Source organism: Staphylococcus sp. NRL 16/872, assembly GCF_022815905.2.
GTDB lineage: Bacteria > Bacillota > Bacilli > Staphylococcales > Staphylococcaceae > Staphylococcus.
In genome coordinates this window covers 1300587-1319148 of the sequence record NZ_CP119327.1, presented here as the reverse complement: position 1 = coordinate 1319148, position 18562 = coordinate 1300587, and the positions used below count along the sequence as shown (strand labels likewise).

Genomic DNA, 18562 nt, shown 5'->3' with positions numbered 1-18562 from the left:
CACCTATCCTTTTTTATTATTCTTTCTTTGTTGTCTATTTTGACGTTTACTATATTGTTTACGTTCTTGACGTTTCATTTTTTCAACTTCACGTTTGAATTTCTTTTTATAACCTGGTTTAACTTTATTTTTAGTTTTACTTCTGACTTTATGTTTTACTTCATTTGTTAAATGATCTTCTTTTCTTTCACGTTTACGTCTCACATTATGTGCTTTTATCGGTTTTAACTCGCCATTTTTGACGTCTACATTTTCAAAATGATAGCCTTTATCTTCAATTAAAGAAATATTGTGTTCTTCATCAGGGCTATACATTGTGATAGCTACGCCTTTATAATTGCCACGGCCTGTTCTACCGACTCTGTGAGTAAAGAAATCAATATCATTAGGGACATCAAAGTTGATAACATGACTTACGCCTTCAATATCGATACCACGAGATGCTAAATCACTGGCAATGACATATTGGAAGTCTAAATTACGAATACGTTTCATTTGTTGTTTACGCTCTCTAGGCGTTAAACCACCGTGAATCATACCAACTTTAATGCCAGCTTCATTGAGTGAATCAGCCAATTCATTCGCATTGTCTCTACTATTACAGAATACGATACATAAATAAGGATTTAATATATCAATTAGTTGAAGTGTTTTTTCAACTTTTTCTGTACCTTTAGTAGGAATTAAATAAAATTCGATATTTTTCTTATTTTGAGATTTAGAATCAACGACTACGAAATCTGGATTATTTAAATATTTATTTAAAAATGGTTGAAGCGATTTAGGAATTGTTGCGCTAAATACTGCAATATTTGCATCATCATCTAAGCGGGCTGCGATGTAGTCTACATCTTCGATTAAACCTAAATCTATCATTAAGTCTGCTTCGTCCACTACTAAATATGATGCTAGATGTACATGTAAATGGCCACTTTGAGATAAGTCATTGATTCGTGTTGGCGTACCAATAACTAATTGCGGTTGAATATTAGTACGTTGTTTATCTTTTTCAATATCTGTACCGCCAATAAACAAACTTACTTTTACATCAGTTTTGAATTTTGCCAAATGACTAGCAGCTTGAAATAATTGTTGTGCTAATTCGCGTGTAGGTGCCACAACGATAGCTTGGGGTTCTTGAATTTCTGGATTAATTGAATCCATTAAAGGTAATAAAAAGGAATGAGATTTACCAGTACCGGTTTGTGATTGACCGATTAAATTAACACCCTTTTTTATTCTTGGAATAATTCTATTTTGTATTTCAGTTGGTTTTTCAAAATTAAGGTCTTTAACAGCATCGATTAATTTTGAATCTAAATTAAATAGTTCAAATGGATGATTTGGCATTGATTTTGCCTCCTTGTATCATTCTTGTAGTATATTTTTAGTGTTACATATAAGTGAAAGGATCAGTATTAATATCAGAGGATTCAATTTTAAAATCAACACTGAATTCAAACAACCATTGATTTAATAAGTCTTTAAGTCCATCTCTCATAACATATTCACTATAGTGATTAATATCTAGTAAATTAATACCATCAGTTTTAGCATCTAAAGCATCATGATGTTTAATATCTCCAGTAATAAAGATATCTGCTCCTTTGGCAGATGCCATATGTTCAAAGCCGATGCCAGCACCGCCAATAATAGCTACCTTGCGTATAATAGCATTCTCATCACCAGCGAATCTGACGCTAGGAATTTGTAGTTGTTGTTTCACTTGCGTTACAAAATCTTTAATTGCTACAGGTTCAGCAACTTCTCCAATTTTTCCTAAACCATAATTAGCAGTTTTAGTCATTTTAATAAAGTCATAAACTGGTGTTTCATACGGATGATTTTCAATAATTGTATTTTCAGCTAAAAATCGTTGATGATTTTTAATCATAAACTCTATTTTTACTTCATCTACATATTCAATACTATCAATTTGTCCTAAATGAGGATTAGCATTTCCGACTGGTTTAAATTGTCCTCTTCCTTCTGACTCATAAAAACAATATTCGTAATTACCTTCTTGCGCTAGACCTGCACGATCTAAACTATCCTTAAAGTCTTCAACATTTTCTTTTGGAATATAAGTTTGCACTTTATAATACGTTTCTTGTTCATTATTTAAAAATTTAATTTTTTGCAGATTTAATTTTTGAGCAAGCATTTCATTAACGCCGTCAACATGATTATCAAGATTAGTATGCAAAGCAATAAGCTGAATATCATTAGAAATAATTTTACGAATTAATTTACCATATCCATCATCAGTAATATTTTTAACTCCTTTGAAAATTAAGGGATGGTGAGCAATTATCGTATTAAACCCTTTCATTATTGCTTGATCTACTACGGCATCAGTACAATCCAGTGTAGTCAATATGCCAGTAATTTCCTTGTCATTAGTTCCAATCAATAGACCTACATTATCCCACTCTTCCGCAGTATTTAAAGGAACATTCTTATTAATTACAGACATTAATTGCTTAATTTTCATCATCTAGCACCTCTTTAATCAATGATATTTCATTTTCTATCTCTTTAAGTCTCTCATGATGAACTTCTGAATTCAATTGTTTACGAATGTGTTCTAATGCCTCTAATTCTCTACGCCATTTTTTGTAAAAAATAGATGTTTTATGTTCAATTAATTTAGGACCAAATTTTAAATTAAATTTATTTAGGTGTTCAATATTATCATTATATTCACTTACAACTATTTCGTATATGTGACCTTTTTCTTCAATAATTTCTTCTGCAATAATTTCATAATTCAAACTTTGTAATGTTTGACGCAATACTTCAGTTTGGATATTGCTTTGTAAAATTAAACGAGGATGATTCTTTAATTTATCTTTACCCTCATCTAAAATTTTAGCAATTAAAGGACCGCCCATGCCACAAATAGTAATATTTTGAACGTTATCATCTTGATTAATCACACTTAAGCCATCGCCTAAACGAACATCAATTAAGTGATTAAATTGATATTCTGTTACGTTTCTTTGTGCAGCTTCAAAAGGACCTTTAATTACTTCACCTGCTATAGCAGTTTGACAAAGACTATTTTGAAGTGCGTAGATAGGCAAATAAGCATGATCTGATCCAATATCTGCCATCATACCAGGTAATAAATATCGACTTACAACTTTTAATCTTTCATTTAAATTAATCATAATAAACTCCTTTTACTATAAAAAGGGAGTGAGACAGAAATCCTAATTTATTAAAAAGATTTCGTCGTCTCACCCCAGCAAAGATGACTAGATTTGAATAAAGCTTAATAGAAGTGCATATTTAAATCAGTCAGCTACTGCCTACATAATAACTAAGGCTGAGATACTTAATTTTATCCCAGCCTCTAATTTTCATATCCGAGTCATATTTAGATTTAAAAGCGCTTTATTCATCTTTAAAATTGTTCTTAAATTCGATGATTAGTCCATGAAATCTTTAAGACGTTTACTACGACTTGGGTGTCTAAGTTTTCTAAGTGCTTTGGCTTCAATTTGACGGATACGTTCTCTAGTAACGCCAAATACTTTCCCTACTTCTTCTAGAGTACGAGTTCTGCCATCATCTAAACCAAATCTTAAGCGTAGAACGTTTTCTTCACGATCAGTTAATGTATCTAATACATCTTCTAATTGTTCTTTTAATAATTCATATGCTGCGTGATCAGAAGGACTTTGCGCTTCTTGGTCTTCGATAAAGTCACCTAAATGACTGTCGTCCTCTTCACCAATTGGTGTTTCAAGTGATACTGGTTCTTGAGCAATTTTAAGAATTTCACGTACTTTTTCAGGAGGTAAATCCATTTCTTCCCCAATTTCTTCAGGAGCTGGATCACGACCTAAATCTTGTAATAATTGTCTTTGAACACGAATTAATTTATTAATTGTTTCTACCATATGCACAGGTATACGAATAGTACGTGCTTGGTCTGCAATTGCACGTGTAATCGCTTGTCTAATCCACCATGTAGCGTAAGTTGAGAACTTAAATCCTTTACTAAAGTCGAATTTTTCAACTGCTTTAATAAGACCCATGTTACCTTCTTGGATTAAATCTAAGAATAACATGCCTCGACCAACATATCTTTTAGCGATACTTACAACTAAACGTAAGTTAGCTTCTGCAAGGCGTGATTTAGCCACTTCATCACCTTGTTCGATACGTTTAGCTAATTCAATTTCTTCTTGAGCACTAAGAAGATTAACGCGTCCGATTTCTTTTAGATACATTCTTACTGGATCATTAATTTTAACACCTGGAGGGGCACTTAAATCATTCGGATTTAATTTCTCATCCGTATCTGAACTATCTTTTTCGTTTACTAAACTGATATCATTATCATTTAATTGGTCAAAGAAATCATCCATTTGATCTGAATCCATGTCGAAATTTTGTAGCTTTTCAGCAATTTCTTCATGGCTAAGATGACCTTCCTTTTTACCTTTATCAATTAATTGTTTTTTAACATCTTCTAATGTTAATGTCGGATCAATTGTTTGTTTTTTAATTTTAACTTGGTTATCAGACATGAAAAGGCCTCCCAATTTTAATATAAACTTTCAATTAAGGGTTTATTTCTATAATAATTCAATATAATAGAAAAAATATTAATAAAATTTCACAATAATTTTAACATGTAACAATTCAAAATAATATATTGTGAAATAAATTTAATTAGACAAAATTGATTCTTATTTAATTTATGGTACATATTTACCCATTAAAAGCGCATAATAACCATTATACAATAATGGTTATTAAATAGAAATACTATATTAAAATATTTCAATATAGCAGACTAAAGTCCAACCCATTCACTTTTCGGCAACTCATGCGTAATTTGCTCATTTGCAAATAGTAAACTCCCTTCATTACGCTACGCATCTCGTTTTGCCGATTGAGAAGGGTTTCTTATAGTTTTATTTATAAAATTCTTTTTACATTCTCTGTTTATTTTTATTTACGATTAGTCCTAAATAGTATTTTTGCATTTCAACATCGCCTATGCGTGAGGCTTCACGCAATTTATGATTTAATTCTTCAATTGAATCTTCATATTTATGTTCATTTATACTTTTAATATAATCATCAATCTCGTTATCATAGGGTTCATTATTTAATTCATAATTATCCAAGGCAATCACTGCTTCTCGCACGTCATTATCATTTACATATAAAATGATATCACTAATCGTGTATTTATCATTTTCGGCATAATATTCTTTTAAGAGTTTATAAATGCTTTGAAAATATTTATTTGTGAAATCTTCATCTTCAATTTCTTTATGATAATTTAAAAAGATATCTTTGTCATTCATAAAATGTTTAAGCAAAGCACGTTGCGCTTTTTCCTGTTTATTTAAATGTGTGAAAATAGCCGAAATATTTGGGGAATTATTATCATTATTATGATGTTCATAATCAGATGGATAATAGACATCATTTGGTATATATTGTTGTTGATAATTAACATTATTGTTTAATGTATTCTGATCAACATTAAATATATCAGCTACATCTTGAACTACTTTCTTTTGCAAGATAGAAGAGTTCATCATTGCGATATCTTGCGTCACTTCTTTAAGATAACGCTCGTAAGCTAAGTCATTATTATTAATTTCATCTTTATGACTATTTACTTTAAATAAAATAAATGACTTTTTCTCATTATTAACAAATTCTAAAAACTTCTCTTTTCCATATTTTGTGATATATTCATCTGGGTCCATGTTTTTAGGTAACTGTACAGCAAACACATTTAGCCCTTGTTGTAACAAGGTTTGGCCTGTTTTAAGCGTAGCCTCTTGACCTGCAAAGTCCCCATCAAACATAAGGGTAATATTAGAAGTGAGCTTTTTAAGCACAGTAATATGCTCATCTGATAAAGCAGTACCCATGCTTGCCACTACAGTTTTAAGACCGGAATAATCTGCCTTAATAACATCCATAAATCCTTCTAGTAGTATCACTTCATCATTTTTACGAATAGACTTTCTAGCTTTATCAAGGTTATAAAGTAATCTTCTTTTTTGGAAAATGGGTGTCTCAGGACTATTCAAATATTTAGGTTCTTGATTATTATAAGTTCGTCCGGAATAGCCAACAATTCTGCCATGCGCGTTCATTAGCGGAAACATAATACGGTCTCTAAAGCGATCGTAGTAACTGAAGTTCTCTTCGTTTCGTGATAATAAACCTGCTTCATAAGCAAGTTCAATATCATAGCCCTTTTTCTCAAGAAAATCATGACAAAAATGAGAGCTATTCGGTGCATAACCTATACCACGCGACTTAATAAGTTCTTCAGTAAATCCACGACTCATTAAATAATTAAGCGCTTCTTCACCCTCAACCGTCTTCATTAAGGCGTACATATAGTATTCTTGGATGCTTTCATGCATTTCAATCATACTTAAATCATCTGAAGCAATTTGCGTAGTTTGTTGACTAGTATTACCAACATCAACTTGTATATTGACACGCTCACCTAGCTCTTTAACTGCTTCAACAAATGAAATGTCTTTAATTTCTTGAGTAAATTGAAAAACATTTCCGCCTTTTTTACAGCCAAAACAATGACAAATTTGTTTATCTTCTGAAACTGTAAAAGATGGCGTTTTTTCATCATGAAAAGGACACAAACCGATGTAATTGCGTCCCCTCTTCTCTAATTTCACATATTCACTAACCAAATCTAGAATATCTGTTTTTTCTTTTATTTCATTAATAACTGACTGTTCAATTCGCAAAATAAATCACCTATTAAATATTAGTCATAACATTATACCTTTATCGAGTAAAAATTAAAATTATTTTGCTTGCTGTTCTATAATATGTAGCACATCATTCGCAGTTTCTTCAATTGCTTTATCTGAAACATCAATGATAGGACAACCAATTTTTTCAACTATTTCTTCAAAAAATTGAATTTCTTCTTTAATACGTGCTTCATTTGCATATCTCGCTAAATCACTTAATCCTAACTGTTTTAATCGTTGCTTACGAATTCGATTTAATTTATCTTCACTAATACGAAGTGCAATACATTTAGAAGGATCTATCTCAAATAAAGCTTCTGGTGGAGTAACTTCCGGTACAATTGGCACATTCATTACTTTATAACTTTTATGTGCTAAATATTGAGATAAAGGTGTTTTAGATGTTCTTGAAACACCTATTAACACGATATCTGCTTTAGGTAAGCCTTTAGGATCCTTACCATCATCATATTTAACCGCAAACTCAATAGCATCTATTTTTTTAAAGTAAGCATCATCTAATCGATGTACTCTGCCTGGTTGATTATATGGATTCTCGTTAAATGAGTCTTTTAATAATCCCATTAATGGCCCCATAATATCTACAGATTTAAGTTGATGCCTTTCTATTTTATCCTCCATATAATCTTTCATCTCAGGTTTAACAAGCGTATAAACTATAATAGCGTTTTGATCAATAGCAACTTGAATAACTTCGTCGATATTGTCAAATGTCTCAATATATGGATATCTTAAAAACTCATGTTTACATTCTTTGGGATTAAATTGAGAAACACATGCTCTTGCTACAAGTTCTGCTGTTTCCCCAATCGAATCGGATGCGATGATAATCTTTATATCTTCCATCGTAATACCACCTATTCTTTAAATAATGATACGAATAATTTCGCTATTGTTGTTTTAGAAATGCGACCTACCACTTGATATTTATTATTGTCTTTTTTTCTAACTATAGGGATAGAATCGATTTCTTTTTCAATCATTTGGTCTGCCGCATATATGACTAATTCATGTTCCTCTAAATAAGTAAGATTAGGCATTCTAGACATATTAACACCTACAGGCATAGTATGAATGTCTTCGCCAATCATTGATGCGCGTAATAAGTCCTTTCTTGAACAAACACCTATAAAATCATTATTATCATTAGTAATAAATAACGTTCCTGTATCTTCGAGAAAAATAGTACAAATAGCATCATAAATGCTCATGTCTTCTTTGACAATTACAGGCGGTGACATATAATCTTTTACAATATATTGACGTAACTGATCACTCAAAATTTTATTTTTTGATTTACCAGAATAATAATAGCCAACTCGTGGTCTTGCTTCAAGAAAACCTGACATTGTAAGGATAGCTAAGTCGGGTCGCAAAGTGGCACGAGTGAGTTGTAATTTTTCAGCAATATGCTCTCCAGTGATTGGGCCACCAGTTTTAACAATTTCTATTATCTGTTCTTGACGTTTACTCAGTTCTATAGGTCTTCACCCCTTTTAAATTCATATCTATTATACCTATTTATTCATACACCTACAAATGCATACAAATCCTTGCTTATAAATCATCAATGAATTAAACTATTAATAAGCGAGTTAAGGATGGTGTGAGCTTAACAAAATAACTTGGCCTAATCATTAAATTCATAAAAGCGAGTGTCTACACTAAATTGGGTGGAACCGCGGGTTAAAATTAGTTTAAACTATATTATTTTTATATAGATAAATCAATTAACTCGTCCCAAGATAATAATAAATGTGACTTTACATTTATTTATTGTCTTGGGACGTTTTTTATTCTAAAGGAGAGATTATATGGTTAAAGATATGGATACAATTGTAGCATTAGCAAAGCACAGAGGATTTGTATTCCCTGGTAGTGATATTTATGGAGGTTTATCAAACACTTGGGATTATGGTCCATTAGGTGTTGAATTAAAAAATAACGTTAAAAAAGCTTGGTGGCAAAAATTCATCACTCAATCACCATTTAATGTTGGTATTGATGCTGCTATTTTAATGAACCCTAAAACTTGGGAAGCATCAGGTCACTTAGGTAACTTTAATGACCCTATGATTGATAACAAAGATAGTAAAATTCGTTACCGTGCAGATAAATTAATTGAAGACTACATGCAAAAAGAAAAAGGCGATGAAAACTTTATTGCTGATGGCTTGAGCTTTGATGAAATGAAGAAAATCATTGACGACGAAGGTATTGTTTGTCCTGTTAGTGGTACAGCAAATTGGACAGATATTCGTCAATTCAATTTAATGTTCAAAACTTTCCAAGGTGTAACTGAAGACTCTACTAATGAGCTTTTCTTACGTCCAGAAACTGCTCAAGGTATTTTTGTAAACTACAAAAATGTACAACGTTCTATGCGTAAAAAATTACCATTTGGTATTGGTCAAATTGGTAAATCTTTCCGTAACGAAATCACTCCAGGTAACTTCATTTTCAGAACAAGAGAATTTGAACAAATGGAATTAGAATTCTTCTGTAAACCTGGTGAAGAAATCGAATGGCAAAACTATTGGAAAACATTTGCTAGCCAATGGTTAAAAGACTTAAATATTAACGAAGAAAACATGCGTTTACGTGACCATGATGAGGAAGAATTATCTCACTACTCTAATGCAACTACAGATATCGAATATCGTTTCCCATTTGGTTGGGGCGAACTTTGGGGTATCGCTAGTCGTACAGACTTTGATTTGAAAAAACATAGTGAACATTCAGGTGAAGATTTCAAATATCATGATCCTGAAACAAATGAAAAATACGTTCCATATTGTATTGAACCATCATTAGGTGCTGACCGTGTTACATTAGCTTTCTTATGTGATGCATATGAAGAAGAAGGTGTAGAAGGAAGTAAAGATGCACGTACAGTTATGCACTTCCACCCTGCTTTAGCGCCATATAAAGCTGCAGTGTTACCATTAAGTAAAAAATTATCAGAAGAAGCAATTATAATCTTCGAACAATTAAGCGCTAAATTCTCAGTTGACTTTGATGAATCTCAATCAATCGGTAAACGTTACCGTCGTCAAGATGAAATCGGTACACCATATTGTATCACTTTCGACTTCGATTCATTAGAAGATAACCAAGTAACTGTTCGTGATAGAGATTCTATGGAACAAGTACGTATGCCTATTTCAGAATTAGAAACATTCTTAGCTGAAAAAGTAGCATTTTAATAATTAAAGTTAAACCACACTTAAACGTTCTCATCTGTTTAAGTGTGGTTTTTTAAATTTTAGATTATTCATCAAGTCGTTTTAATTGATTTATAAGTTTCTGACTTTTGAAATACATGCCTGCATACTCTCTATAAAGCATAATAAGTAATTCAGACATTTCATCTAAAATGTCTTGATTAATGTTGAAATGATTCATTTTATTAATTGGTAATTTTTGAAGAACATCTAGTAAATAAAATGTTTTATTTGAAATACGCAAAGCATGAGGATCTTGTGTTAGTTCTTTTTCAGTAATTGTACCGTCAAATCTAAAGCTATATGCTACTAGTTGAGATTGATCTGTATCTCCTGAAATTGCTGAATGGTCAAAGAAAGCTGTGAAACCGAATCGGCTCATACATTTTAATAACACAATGATTGACATTAATTGAGCAGAGTCGCCTTCTTCTATTTTTTCCAATACAAAATGCAATAATTGATAATGATATGTTGACACTTCATCTTGCTCCATCGAGCGATCAATCGTTTCTGCGCAAAGTGTTGCATAACTACTATTAAAAATATCTAAACGTAAGTCATAATACTGATTAATGACATCAATTGAAGACAAAGTCCCCATACCGCGCCATTTATTATAAATAAATAAGCCATACACAAATAATTGCGTATGGGCTTGTAGGCCAGTTCTTGATTTTTTAGCACGTCTAACCATTAAAGGAATTTTAGCACCATATTCATTTAAAATAGTGATAATTTTATCAGATTCACCATAGTCAACTGATTTAATAATAATCCCTTTTTGTCTTTCGAGCATTTCCTTCACCGGCCTCTAATCTAACTATTTTTTAATCTTGGTCTTCAATATAACCCATTTGACGAATGAAATTCACTTTATTACGCCAATCTTTTTGAACTTTAACCCAAAGTTCTAAATATACTTTTGAGCCAAGTAGCATCTCGATATCTTGACGAGCGCGTTTACCGACTTCTTTGAGTTTTTTTCCACCTTTACCGATTACAATTCCTTTTTGAGAATCGCGTTCTACGTAAATTGTAGCTTCAACTCTAACACGATCTTCGCTTTCTTTAATCATTCTATCTACATTTACACCAATAGCGTGCGGAATTTCTTCACTCGTTAAATGCAAGATTTTTTCACGAATAATCTCACTTACTACGAATTGTTCTGGATGGTCAGAAATTTGATCATCTGGATAATACTTCGGCCCTTCAGGTAAGTATGTTTTTAAAACATCGATAAAATGGTCAACGTTTAAGCCTTCTAATGCTGAAATTGGCACGATTTCAGTAAAATCCATATATTCTTTATATTGTTCAATTCTTGGCATTAATGCATCTGGGTGCACTAAATCTATTTTATTTAGCACTAAAAATACTGGCGTTTTAACATTTTTCAACATTTCCATAATGTACTCATCGCCACGTCCAATTTCTTCATTTACGTTTACCATAAACATAATAGCGTCAATTTCTGAAAGTGTATTTTTAGCAACACGCATCATGTAATCACCTAATTTATGTTTAGGTTTGTGGATGCCTGGTGTATCTAAAAAGATGATTTGTGCATCATCTCTTGTCATGACACCTTGAATTTTATTACGTGTTGTTTGAGCTTTATCTGACATAATTGCAATTTTATGTCCTATTACTCTGTTCATAAATGTTGATTTACCAACATTTGGTCTTCCTATAATAGAAACAAATCCTGACTTATATTCTGTCATTTATTCTAAATCCTTTCCTGAGAAGCCATGAGGTAATAATTCTGCTACCGTTGACTCTAATAATTCTCCTTTGTGATTTGTCATATACACTGGCATATCATCATCACATAATTCTTTTAATACTTGTCTACAAGTGCCACATGGCGATGACGGTTTCTCTGCATCAACTGTGACAGTAATAGATTCAAAGTCCCCAGGTCTGTAGCCTTCTGCAATTGCTGCGACTAGACTTGATCTTTCAGCACATATACTAGATGGATATGCTGCATTTTCCACATTAGCGCCATAAAATGTACGACCATCTTTCGCTTTTAAATAAGCGCCGACTTTGAATTTACTATATGGTGCATAGGCACGTTTTTGTGCTTCTCTTGCTTCTTGAAAATAATGCGATTGATAACTCATTTACCTCATCCCCTTTTCCACCTAAAAAATATGTGGAATAAAAATAATTAATCCTATAATCAATGCAAAGATAGAGACTAACATCACACTGAACGCTGCTATATCTTTCGCTTGTTTAGCAAGTTCATGATAATCCATGGTTACTAAATCGACCACGCACTCAATTGCAGTATTAACTGCTTCTAACGTCAGTACTAAAACAATCGCTAGTATTATAAACATCCATTCAAATCGATTTAAATGAAACACGAATCCTAAAATAATTGCAATTAGTGCAACAATCATATGCAATAAGTAATTATGATCTTTTATAAGAAGCGTTTTAAAACCATCAAAAGTGTATTTAAATCTATTTATAAATCTATTAATCTCTAGTCAATCCATAAGCATTTAATATTGTATCTTGACGGCCAAACATTTCTTTCTCATCTTCTTCATTCATATGATCATAACCTAATAAATGTAAAAATCCATGTAATGCTAAAAATCCAAGTTCACGTTCAAATGAATGTCCATAACTATCTGCTTGTTCTTGAGCAACATCAGTACAAATAATGATGTCACCTAATACACGTGGAATGTCCATGCCTGAAATCTCAGGTTCGTCTTCTTCAAGTGCAAATGAAATAACATCTGTAACTTTGTCTTTATCGCGATACGTTTTGTTAATATCTTGGATTTCATCTTTATCTACAAAGGTAACTGAAAGTTCAGCTTCTTCTTTGATATTTTCTTGATCTTTTGCAAAATTGAGTAAGTCATCAATTTGTTGATACCAATCCTCTTTGACGAGTCCAGTGTGATCATTAAAATCAATTGTAAACATTTAAATGTCTCCTTCATATCGATCAATAATTTTACTTACTAATGGATGTCTTACTACATCACTTTGGTCTAATTGCATAATATTAATGCCCTTCACACCATGTAATTTTTTAACTGCTTCTTTCAAACCACTTTTTACGCCTTTTGGCAAGTCAATTTGCGTTTGGTCGCCAGTGACAACCATTTTTGAACCGAAGCCTAATCGAGTTAAGAACATTTTCATTTGTGCGTGCGTAGTGTTTTGTGCTTCATCAAGGATAACAAACGCATCATCTAATGTTCGTCCACGCATGTATGCTAAAGGTGCAATTTCAATTGTACCACGCTCAATAAAGCGAGCAGTTTGTTCTCTTCCTAGCACAGTATTTAAACCATCATATAAAGGTCTTAAATAAGGATCAACTTTTTCTTTTAAATCGCCTGGTAAGAAACCTAAAGACTCTCCAGCTTCAACTGCAGGTCTTGTTAAAACAATGCGTTTAACATTCCCTTTTCTTAATTGTTTAGCTGCATAAACAACTGCTAAAAAGGTTTTACCTGTACCTGCTGGACCGATACCGAAAACTAAATCATTGCGTTTCATTGCATTAATATATAATCTTTGTCCCATTGTTTTAGCGCGAATAGTTTTACCAAATGCATCTTTAGTAATTTCTTCGTCATATAAATCTAGTAAATATTGAATTGTATCATTTTGTGCCATTTTAATAGCAGCTTCAACATCTTTCAGTGAAATCGAGTTTCCCAATTCAATTACCTTTAATAAATTTTTTAGAACTAATTCTGCTTTTTCAACATGCTCTAATACCTGGCCTTTTACAGCAATTTCTTGTCCACGAGCATGTATCACGACATCGAACGCTTCCTCTATAGCTTTTAAATGTTCATCGTTATTACCTATTAAAGCTTGAGAATGATTAATGTCGTCTATTTGAATTATTCCTGGCATAAAAGCGCTCCTTTTCACTAATACAATATGTTTATTAATTTAAATTGACAGTTTTAATTATAACTCCAATTTTCCATTAAAATAAATTATAAAACTTAGTAGATTTCTAAATTACTGATATTAAATAGTTGTTTATAGTAATACTATCTGTCACTTAAATTTTACTAAACAATGTTAAAGGATACAAATGTAATAGGTTTTGTCCATGGTAGAATATTACTTAATTTTAGTATTAATAATAAGTATTATTTAAATTTTTAGATTTTAGCTTTCAAATCATATATCTGTAGTACAAAGTAAAAAGAGCAGAACAGAAATCAATGTTAATTCCAAAGATTTCAATGTTCTGCTCCTTTAAATAATTTTATTTTTAAAGTAAATGACTCATTATAATTGCTTAGGTTTTTCGAGCACTTCTTGCCAAATTAGCCCATTAATAATGGGATCTTTATCAAATTGTAAACTTTGATGTGTCATATCTTGTTCGATAGATTTACTATTAAGCAATTGTTTTAATCGATAGCGCTTAGTTCGTTCAGATAAATTTTTATCTTCAATAATAGCACGTGCTTTATTTTCAATACGAGTAAGTTGCTTTTCTTTTTCTCGATCAATTTCAGAACGAACATTATATAAACTATCAACTAATTCTTGTTCTAATTTCTTTTGTAATTTTTGACGTTCGTTACCCCTACGGCGTCCTTGGTTTTCTGTTTTATTTTGTTGGGTTTGTTGCATTTCAACTTTACGATGTTGTTGTCTTTGCATTCGCCCGATTTCTTCGGGTTTTTGCTCTTCATATATTTCTTTTTCAAGATTTTTATCTTGATAAACTTTCTTTTTCTTATGTTGTGATTTTTTTTGAGACTTTTTTGTTTGCTTAGGTTCATCTGATAAATCTTTTTCAAATTCGTTGAAAGCTTCTTCTAATTGTTCGAAAAACCCTTTTTTACGTTCAGGTTTTTGATTAGGTCCCCCAACTTTTCTTTGAGGAGGACGTTGATTATGACGCTCTTCATGACTTTTATCACGCATTGCGCTCACAATCGATATAATAACAGATATTACAAATATGAGAATACCTATATTCATTTAATCACCCCTTGTTAGTTACTTCGGTGATTCGTCATCGTTTTGTTCAGTACGTTTATTTATTGCATTTCTCATACCTGTATCTGCTTCTACATTTTTTAAATTATAATAATCTTTCACACCGATGTTACCTTTGCGTAAAGCCTCAGCCATAGCAAGAGGAACTTCTGATTCAGCTTCAACAACTTTAGCACGCATTTCTTGAACACGAGCTTTCATTTCTTGTTCAGATGCTACTGCCATAGCACGACGTTCTTCGGCTTTGGCTTGCGCAATATTTTTATCTGCAAGCGCTTGTTCAGTTTGTAAGTCAGCACCGATATTTTTACCGATATCTACATCAGCAATATCGATTGATAGAATTTCAAATGCTGTACCTGAATCTAATCCTTTACTTAATACTGTCTTAGAAATATTATCAGGATTTTCTAGCACTTGAGTGTGATGTTCACTTGAACCAATTGTAGAAACAATACCTTCACCGACACGAGCAATAATTGTTTCTTCTCCGGCACCACCGACTAATCGTGAAATATTCGCACGAACTGTAATTCTAGCTTTCGCTTTAACTTCAATCCCATTCATTGCTACACCAGTAATAAATGGTGTTTCAATCACTTTCGGATTTACTGACATTTGAACAGCTTCTAATACATCACGACCAGCTAAGTCGATTGCTGCACCTCGTTCAAATGGTAAATTAATATCTGCACGTTGCGCAGCGATATTTGCATCTACTACTCTATCAACATTACCACCTGCAAGATAATGAGATTCTAATTGATTTGTTTTCAAATTTAATCCAGCTTTATGAGCTTTAATAAGTGGATTAATAACTTTTCGTGGAGATACGCGACGTAATCTCATACCTACTAATGTGCCAATACCTACTTTCACACCTGCCGCAATTGCAGATATCCAAAGTCCTACTGGCACAAATGAGAATAGCAATAATAATGCTACTATAATGATGACAACAATGATGATAAGTCCAAAACTAAACATTAAATCGCTCCTTTATAAGTGTTCTATTTCTCTTACAACAACTCTCGTACCTTCAACTTCAAGAATTTTCACTTCTTTATTTCTAAGAATAAAAGAACCATCAGACACAGCGTCAATTCTTTCATTATTAATATAAATGATACCTGCTGGTCTTAAATCCGTAACGGTACGAGCGGTTTGTCCAACTAAATGAGAACGGTCATCGTGAGATCTATAACCTGCATCAGCAGATGTGGAGTCTTTTAATACAACCTTATCTAAAAATGGAATCTTTCTTTTGAATACTTTCACTAATATCACCCACTCAATAATAGCCAAGATTATGGCAATTATTACATTTAGTAACATCAGGAGAATATTATCTCCAAGCATTATAATACTTAGCACTATTAGGGTAATGCCTATAGTCCCTATTACGGCACCTACTATAAATAATTCAATTATCACTAATACCGTACCAACGAAGAATAGCAATATAGAAATTAAATTAACATCCCCACTAATTAAAAAGCCTAAAAATAAAACCAATAATGCTAAAGAAGCAAGGATACCTGCTAAATTAAACCTTTTAGAATATAGTTGGTATAAAAAGCCTAAAAATATAATACAAGTTAATACTAAAGAAATAATAGGATGAGTAAGTGTATTAGATAAATCTTTCATCCAAGAAATATTAGATAAAACTGAATTAAAACCTATATGTATTGCGTTAGAATAAGTCACAATTTCACCTCGCTCTCGTTTATGATTATACATGAATCTATTTATATATTATAGTGTTAGTGAAAAACTAATTGGATATAAAAAAACTCCCGATTAGCAAAGGCTAATCGAGAGTATATATATAATTAACATTCTTGTTGAGGGAGTCAACAGAGCTATTAATTATTTGAATTTACGTTTACGTGCAGCTTCTGATTTCTTTTTACGTTTTACGCTTGGTTTTTCGTAAAATTCACGTTTACGTACTTCTTGGATAGTACCACTTTTAGATACTGAACGTTTAAATCTACGTAATGCATCTTCTAGTGATTCATTTTTACGTACTACTGTTTTAGACATCTGTATTTCCCTCCCTCCAAATATCAACGGAACTTTAAAGTCATTAAGCACATAGCACTTTTACTATGCTTTTATTAGTATAATATATGAAATTATTATGGTCAATTACAAATCTTTATAATTTTTAAAAATTATAATAGTACAGCGTCTTCTGATTTGTTAGTAGCATGCTCTACTACTCTAATAGCACTACCAATATTAATTGGATAATCAGCTTTATTAATTTTTACTTTTACAATTTGACCAATTAATGATTCATCACCTCTAAATTCTACTTTCATGTAGTTATCCGCATAACCAACTAATGTGCTTTCAGTTTCACCAGCTTCTTCAGGGATAACTTCTAATACTTCATCTTCAAATTTAGATGCATATTCTTTCGCAAGTTGATCACTTAACGCGATTAATTTATGAACACGTTCATTTTTGATATTTTCATCAATTTGATCATCCATACGTGCTGCAGGTGTACCAATTCTTGATGAATATGGGAATACGTGAAGTTCAGAAAATTTGTGTTTAACAATAAAATCATATGTTTCTTGGAATTCTTCTTCTGTTTCTCCAGGGAAGCCAACGATAACGTCACTTGTTACTGCTAAATCAGGTAAAGCATCATGCAATTTCGTTAATCTTTCAGAGAAGTGTTCCATTGTGTATTTACGTCTCATACGTTTTAAGACTGTATCTGAACCTGATTGAAGTGGTACGTGTAAATGTCTTACCACTTTATTACTTTGTTTCAATACACCAATGACTTCATCTGTTAATTGGCTAGCTTCAATTGAAGAAATTCGAATACGTTCTAAACCATCGATTTCTTCTAAGTCTCTTAGCAACTGTGCTAAATTATAGTTTTTCAAATCTTGACCATAACCACCAGTATGAATACCAGTAAGTACAATTTCTTTATAACCAGCATTAACTAGTTGAGTTGCTTGTTCAACCACTTTTTCAGGGTCACGAGAACGCATCAAACCACGTGCCCACGGAATAATACAGAATGTACAAAAGTTGTTACAGCCTTCTTGAATTTTTAGAGAAGCTCTTGTTCTATCAGTGAAATAAGGTACATCTAATTCTTCATATGTACGGTTTTTCATGATATTTCCAACACCGTTAATCGGTTGACGTTCTTCTCTAAATTGATCGATATATTCAAGTAATTTGTGGCGATCTTGAGTACCTACTACTACATCTACACCTGGAATTTCCATAATTTCTGCAGATGATGTTTGAGCATAACAACCTGTAACACATACAACGGCCTCAGGATTTTGACGGATTGCTCTTCTAATAATTTGTCTACTTTTTTTATCTCCAGTATTTGTTACTGTACAAGTATTGATTACGAATACATCAGCATTTGTTTCAAAATCGACTCTATCGTAATCTGCTTCTTTAAATAGTTGCCAAATTGCTTCGGTTTCATAGTGATTCACTTTACAACCTAAAGTGTGAAACGCTACTGTTGACATA

19 protein-coding genes are annotated in these 18562 nt (G+C 32.1%); 1 reads left to right on the top strand and 18 read right to left on the bottom strand.

Annotation, left to right across the window (positions count from 1 at the left end):
- Nucleotides 1–3 precede the first annotated feature (3 nt).
- The 7 genes from MT340_RS06620 to ccpN form a co-directional block, all read right to left on the bottom strand.
- A complete protein-coding gene (locus MT340_RS06620) occupies nt 4–1350 on the bottom strand; it encodes a DEAD/DEAH box helicase (RefSeq protein ID WP_243589264.1) in 1347 nt (448 codons plus the stop codon).
- 43 nt (nt 1351–1393) lie between these two features.
- Nucleotides 1394–2494 (bottom strand): Nif3-like dinuclear metal center hexameric protein, encoded by a 1101-nt coding sequence (locus tag MT340_RS06615; RefSeq protein WP_243590247.1) that lies wholly within the window; start codon nt 2492–2494, stop codon nt 1394–1396.
- Complete coding sequence (locus tag MT340_RS06610; protein ID WP_243589263.1) at nt 2484–3173, bottom strand: tRNA (adenine(22)-N(1))-methyltransferase; 690 nt, start codon at nt 3171–3173, stop codon at nt 2484–2486. The genes MT340_RS06615 and MT340_RS06610 overlap by 11 nt, the downstream gene beginning before the upstream one ends.
- A gap of 261 nt (nt 3174–3434) precedes the next feature.
- On the bottom strand, nt 3435–4541 hold the full coding sequence (gene rpoD, locus MT340_RS06605) for an RNA polymerase sigma factor RpoD (RefSeq protein ID WP_103298679.1): 1107 nt from the start codon (nt 4539–4541) through the stop codon (nt 3435–3437).
- A 408-nt stretch (nt 4542–4949) separates the two neighbouring features.
- Nucleotides 4950–6761 (bottom strand): DNA primase, encoded by a 1812-nt coding sequence (gene dnaG, locus MT340_RS06600; protein WP_243589262.1) that lies wholly within the window; start codon nt 6759–6761, stop codon nt 4950–4952.
- A 60-nt stretch (nt 6762–6821) separates the two neighbouring features.
- A complete protein-coding gene (locus MT340_RS06595; protein WP_243589261.1) occupies nt 6822–7637 on the bottom strand; it encodes a pyruvate, water dikinase regulatory protein in 816 nt (271 codons plus the stop codon).
- 11 nt (nt 7638–7648) lie between these two features.
- Complete coding sequence (gene ccpN / locus MT340_RS06590) at nt 7649–8272, bottom strand: transcriptional regulator CcpN (protein ID WP_243590246.1); 624 nt, start codon at nt 8270–8272, stop codon at nt 7649–7651.
- A 333-nt stretch (nt 8273–8605) separates the two neighbouring features.
- Here ccpN and MT340_RS06585 point away from each other — a divergent pair, with 333 nt between their 5' ends.
- Nucleotides 8606–9997: a glycine--tRNA ligase gene (locus MT340_RS06585; protein ID WP_243589260.1), complete on the top strand. Its 1392-nt coding sequence runs from the start codon at nt 8606–8608 to the stop codon at nt 9995–9997.
- Between the two features lie 64 nt (nt 9998–10061).
- Here MT340_RS06585 and recO read toward each other — a convergent pair whose 3' ends face one another.
- The 11 genes from recO to mtaB form a co-directional block, all read right to left on the bottom strand.
- Nucleotides 10062–10814: a DNA repair protein RecO gene (gene recO, locus MT340_RS06580; protein ID WP_243603695.1), complete on the bottom strand. Its 753-nt coding sequence runs from the start codon at nt 10812–10814 to the stop codon at nt 10062–10064.
- Nucleotides 10815–10845: 31 nt separating this feature from the next.
- The gene (era, locus tag MT340_RS06575) at nt 10846–11745 is read right to left on the bottom strand and encodes a GTPase Era (protein WP_243603694.1); all 900 of its coding nucleotides are present in this window, start codon (nt 11743–11745) and stop codon (nt 10846–10848) included.
- Nucleotides 11746–12150 carry a cytidine deaminase gene (gene cdd / locus MT340_RS06570; RefSeq protein ID WP_243589258.1) on the bottom strand — a complete coding sequence of 135 codons (405 nt, stop codon included), beginning with the start codon at nt 12148–12150 and terminating at the stop codon, nt 11746–11748.
- 21 nt (nt 12151–12171) lie between these two features.
- Nucleotides 12172–12507 carry a diacylglycerol kinase family protein gene (locus MT340_RS06565; protein ID WP_103299128.1) on the bottom strand — a complete coding sequence of 112 codons (336 nt, stop codon included), beginning with the start codon at nt 12505–12507 and terminating at the stop codon, nt 12172–12174.
- Nucleotides 12508–12514: 7 nt separating this feature from the next.
- On the bottom strand, nt 12515–12976 hold the full coding sequence (ybeY, locus tag MT340_RS06560; protein ID WP_103299129.1) for an rRNA maturation RNase YbeY: 462 nt from the start codon (nt 12974–12976) through the stop codon (nt 12515–12517).
- Nucleotides 12977–13924 carry a PhoH family protein gene (locus MT340_RS06555; protein WP_243589257.1) on the bottom strand — a complete coding sequence of 316 codons (948 nt, stop codon included), beginning with the start codon at nt 13922–13924 and terminating at the stop codon, nt 12977–12979.
- A 387-nt stretch (nt 13925–14311) separates the two neighbouring features.
- A complete protein-coding gene (locus MT340_RS06550; RefSeq protein ID WP_243589256.1) occupies nt 14312–15016 on the bottom strand; it encodes a hypothetical protein in 705 nt (234 codons plus the stop codon).
- A gap of 18 nt (nt 15017–15034) precedes the next feature.
- Nucleotides 15035–16021 (bottom strand): flotillin-like protein FloA, encoded by a 987-nt coding sequence (gene floA, locus MT340_RS06545; RefSeq protein WP_243589255.1) that lies wholly within the window; start codon nt 16019–16021, stop codon nt 15035–15037.
- A gap of 12 nt (nt 16022–16033) precedes the next feature.
- Nucleotides 16034–16684 (bottom strand): NfeD family protein, encoded by a 651-nt coding sequence (locus MT340_RS06540; RefSeq protein ID WP_243590245.1) that lies wholly within the window; start codon nt 16682–16684, stop codon nt 16034–16036.
- 222 nt (nt 16685–16906) lie between these two features.
- On the bottom strand, nt 16907–17083 hold the full coding sequence (gene rpsU, locus MT340_RS06535) for a 30S ribosomal protein S21 (RefSeq protein WP_000048060.1): 177 nt from the start codon (nt 17081–17083) through the stop codon (nt 16907–16909).
- A gap of 131 nt (nt 17084–17214) precedes the next feature.
- Complete coding sequence (gene mtaB, locus MT340_RS06530) at nt 17215–18561, bottom strand: tRNA (N(6)-L-threonylcarbamoyladenosine(37)-C(2))-methylthiotransferase MtaB (protein WP_243603693.1); 1347 nt, start codon at nt 18559–18561, stop codon at nt 17215–17217.
- Between the last annotated feature and the right edge of the window lies 1 nt (nt 18562).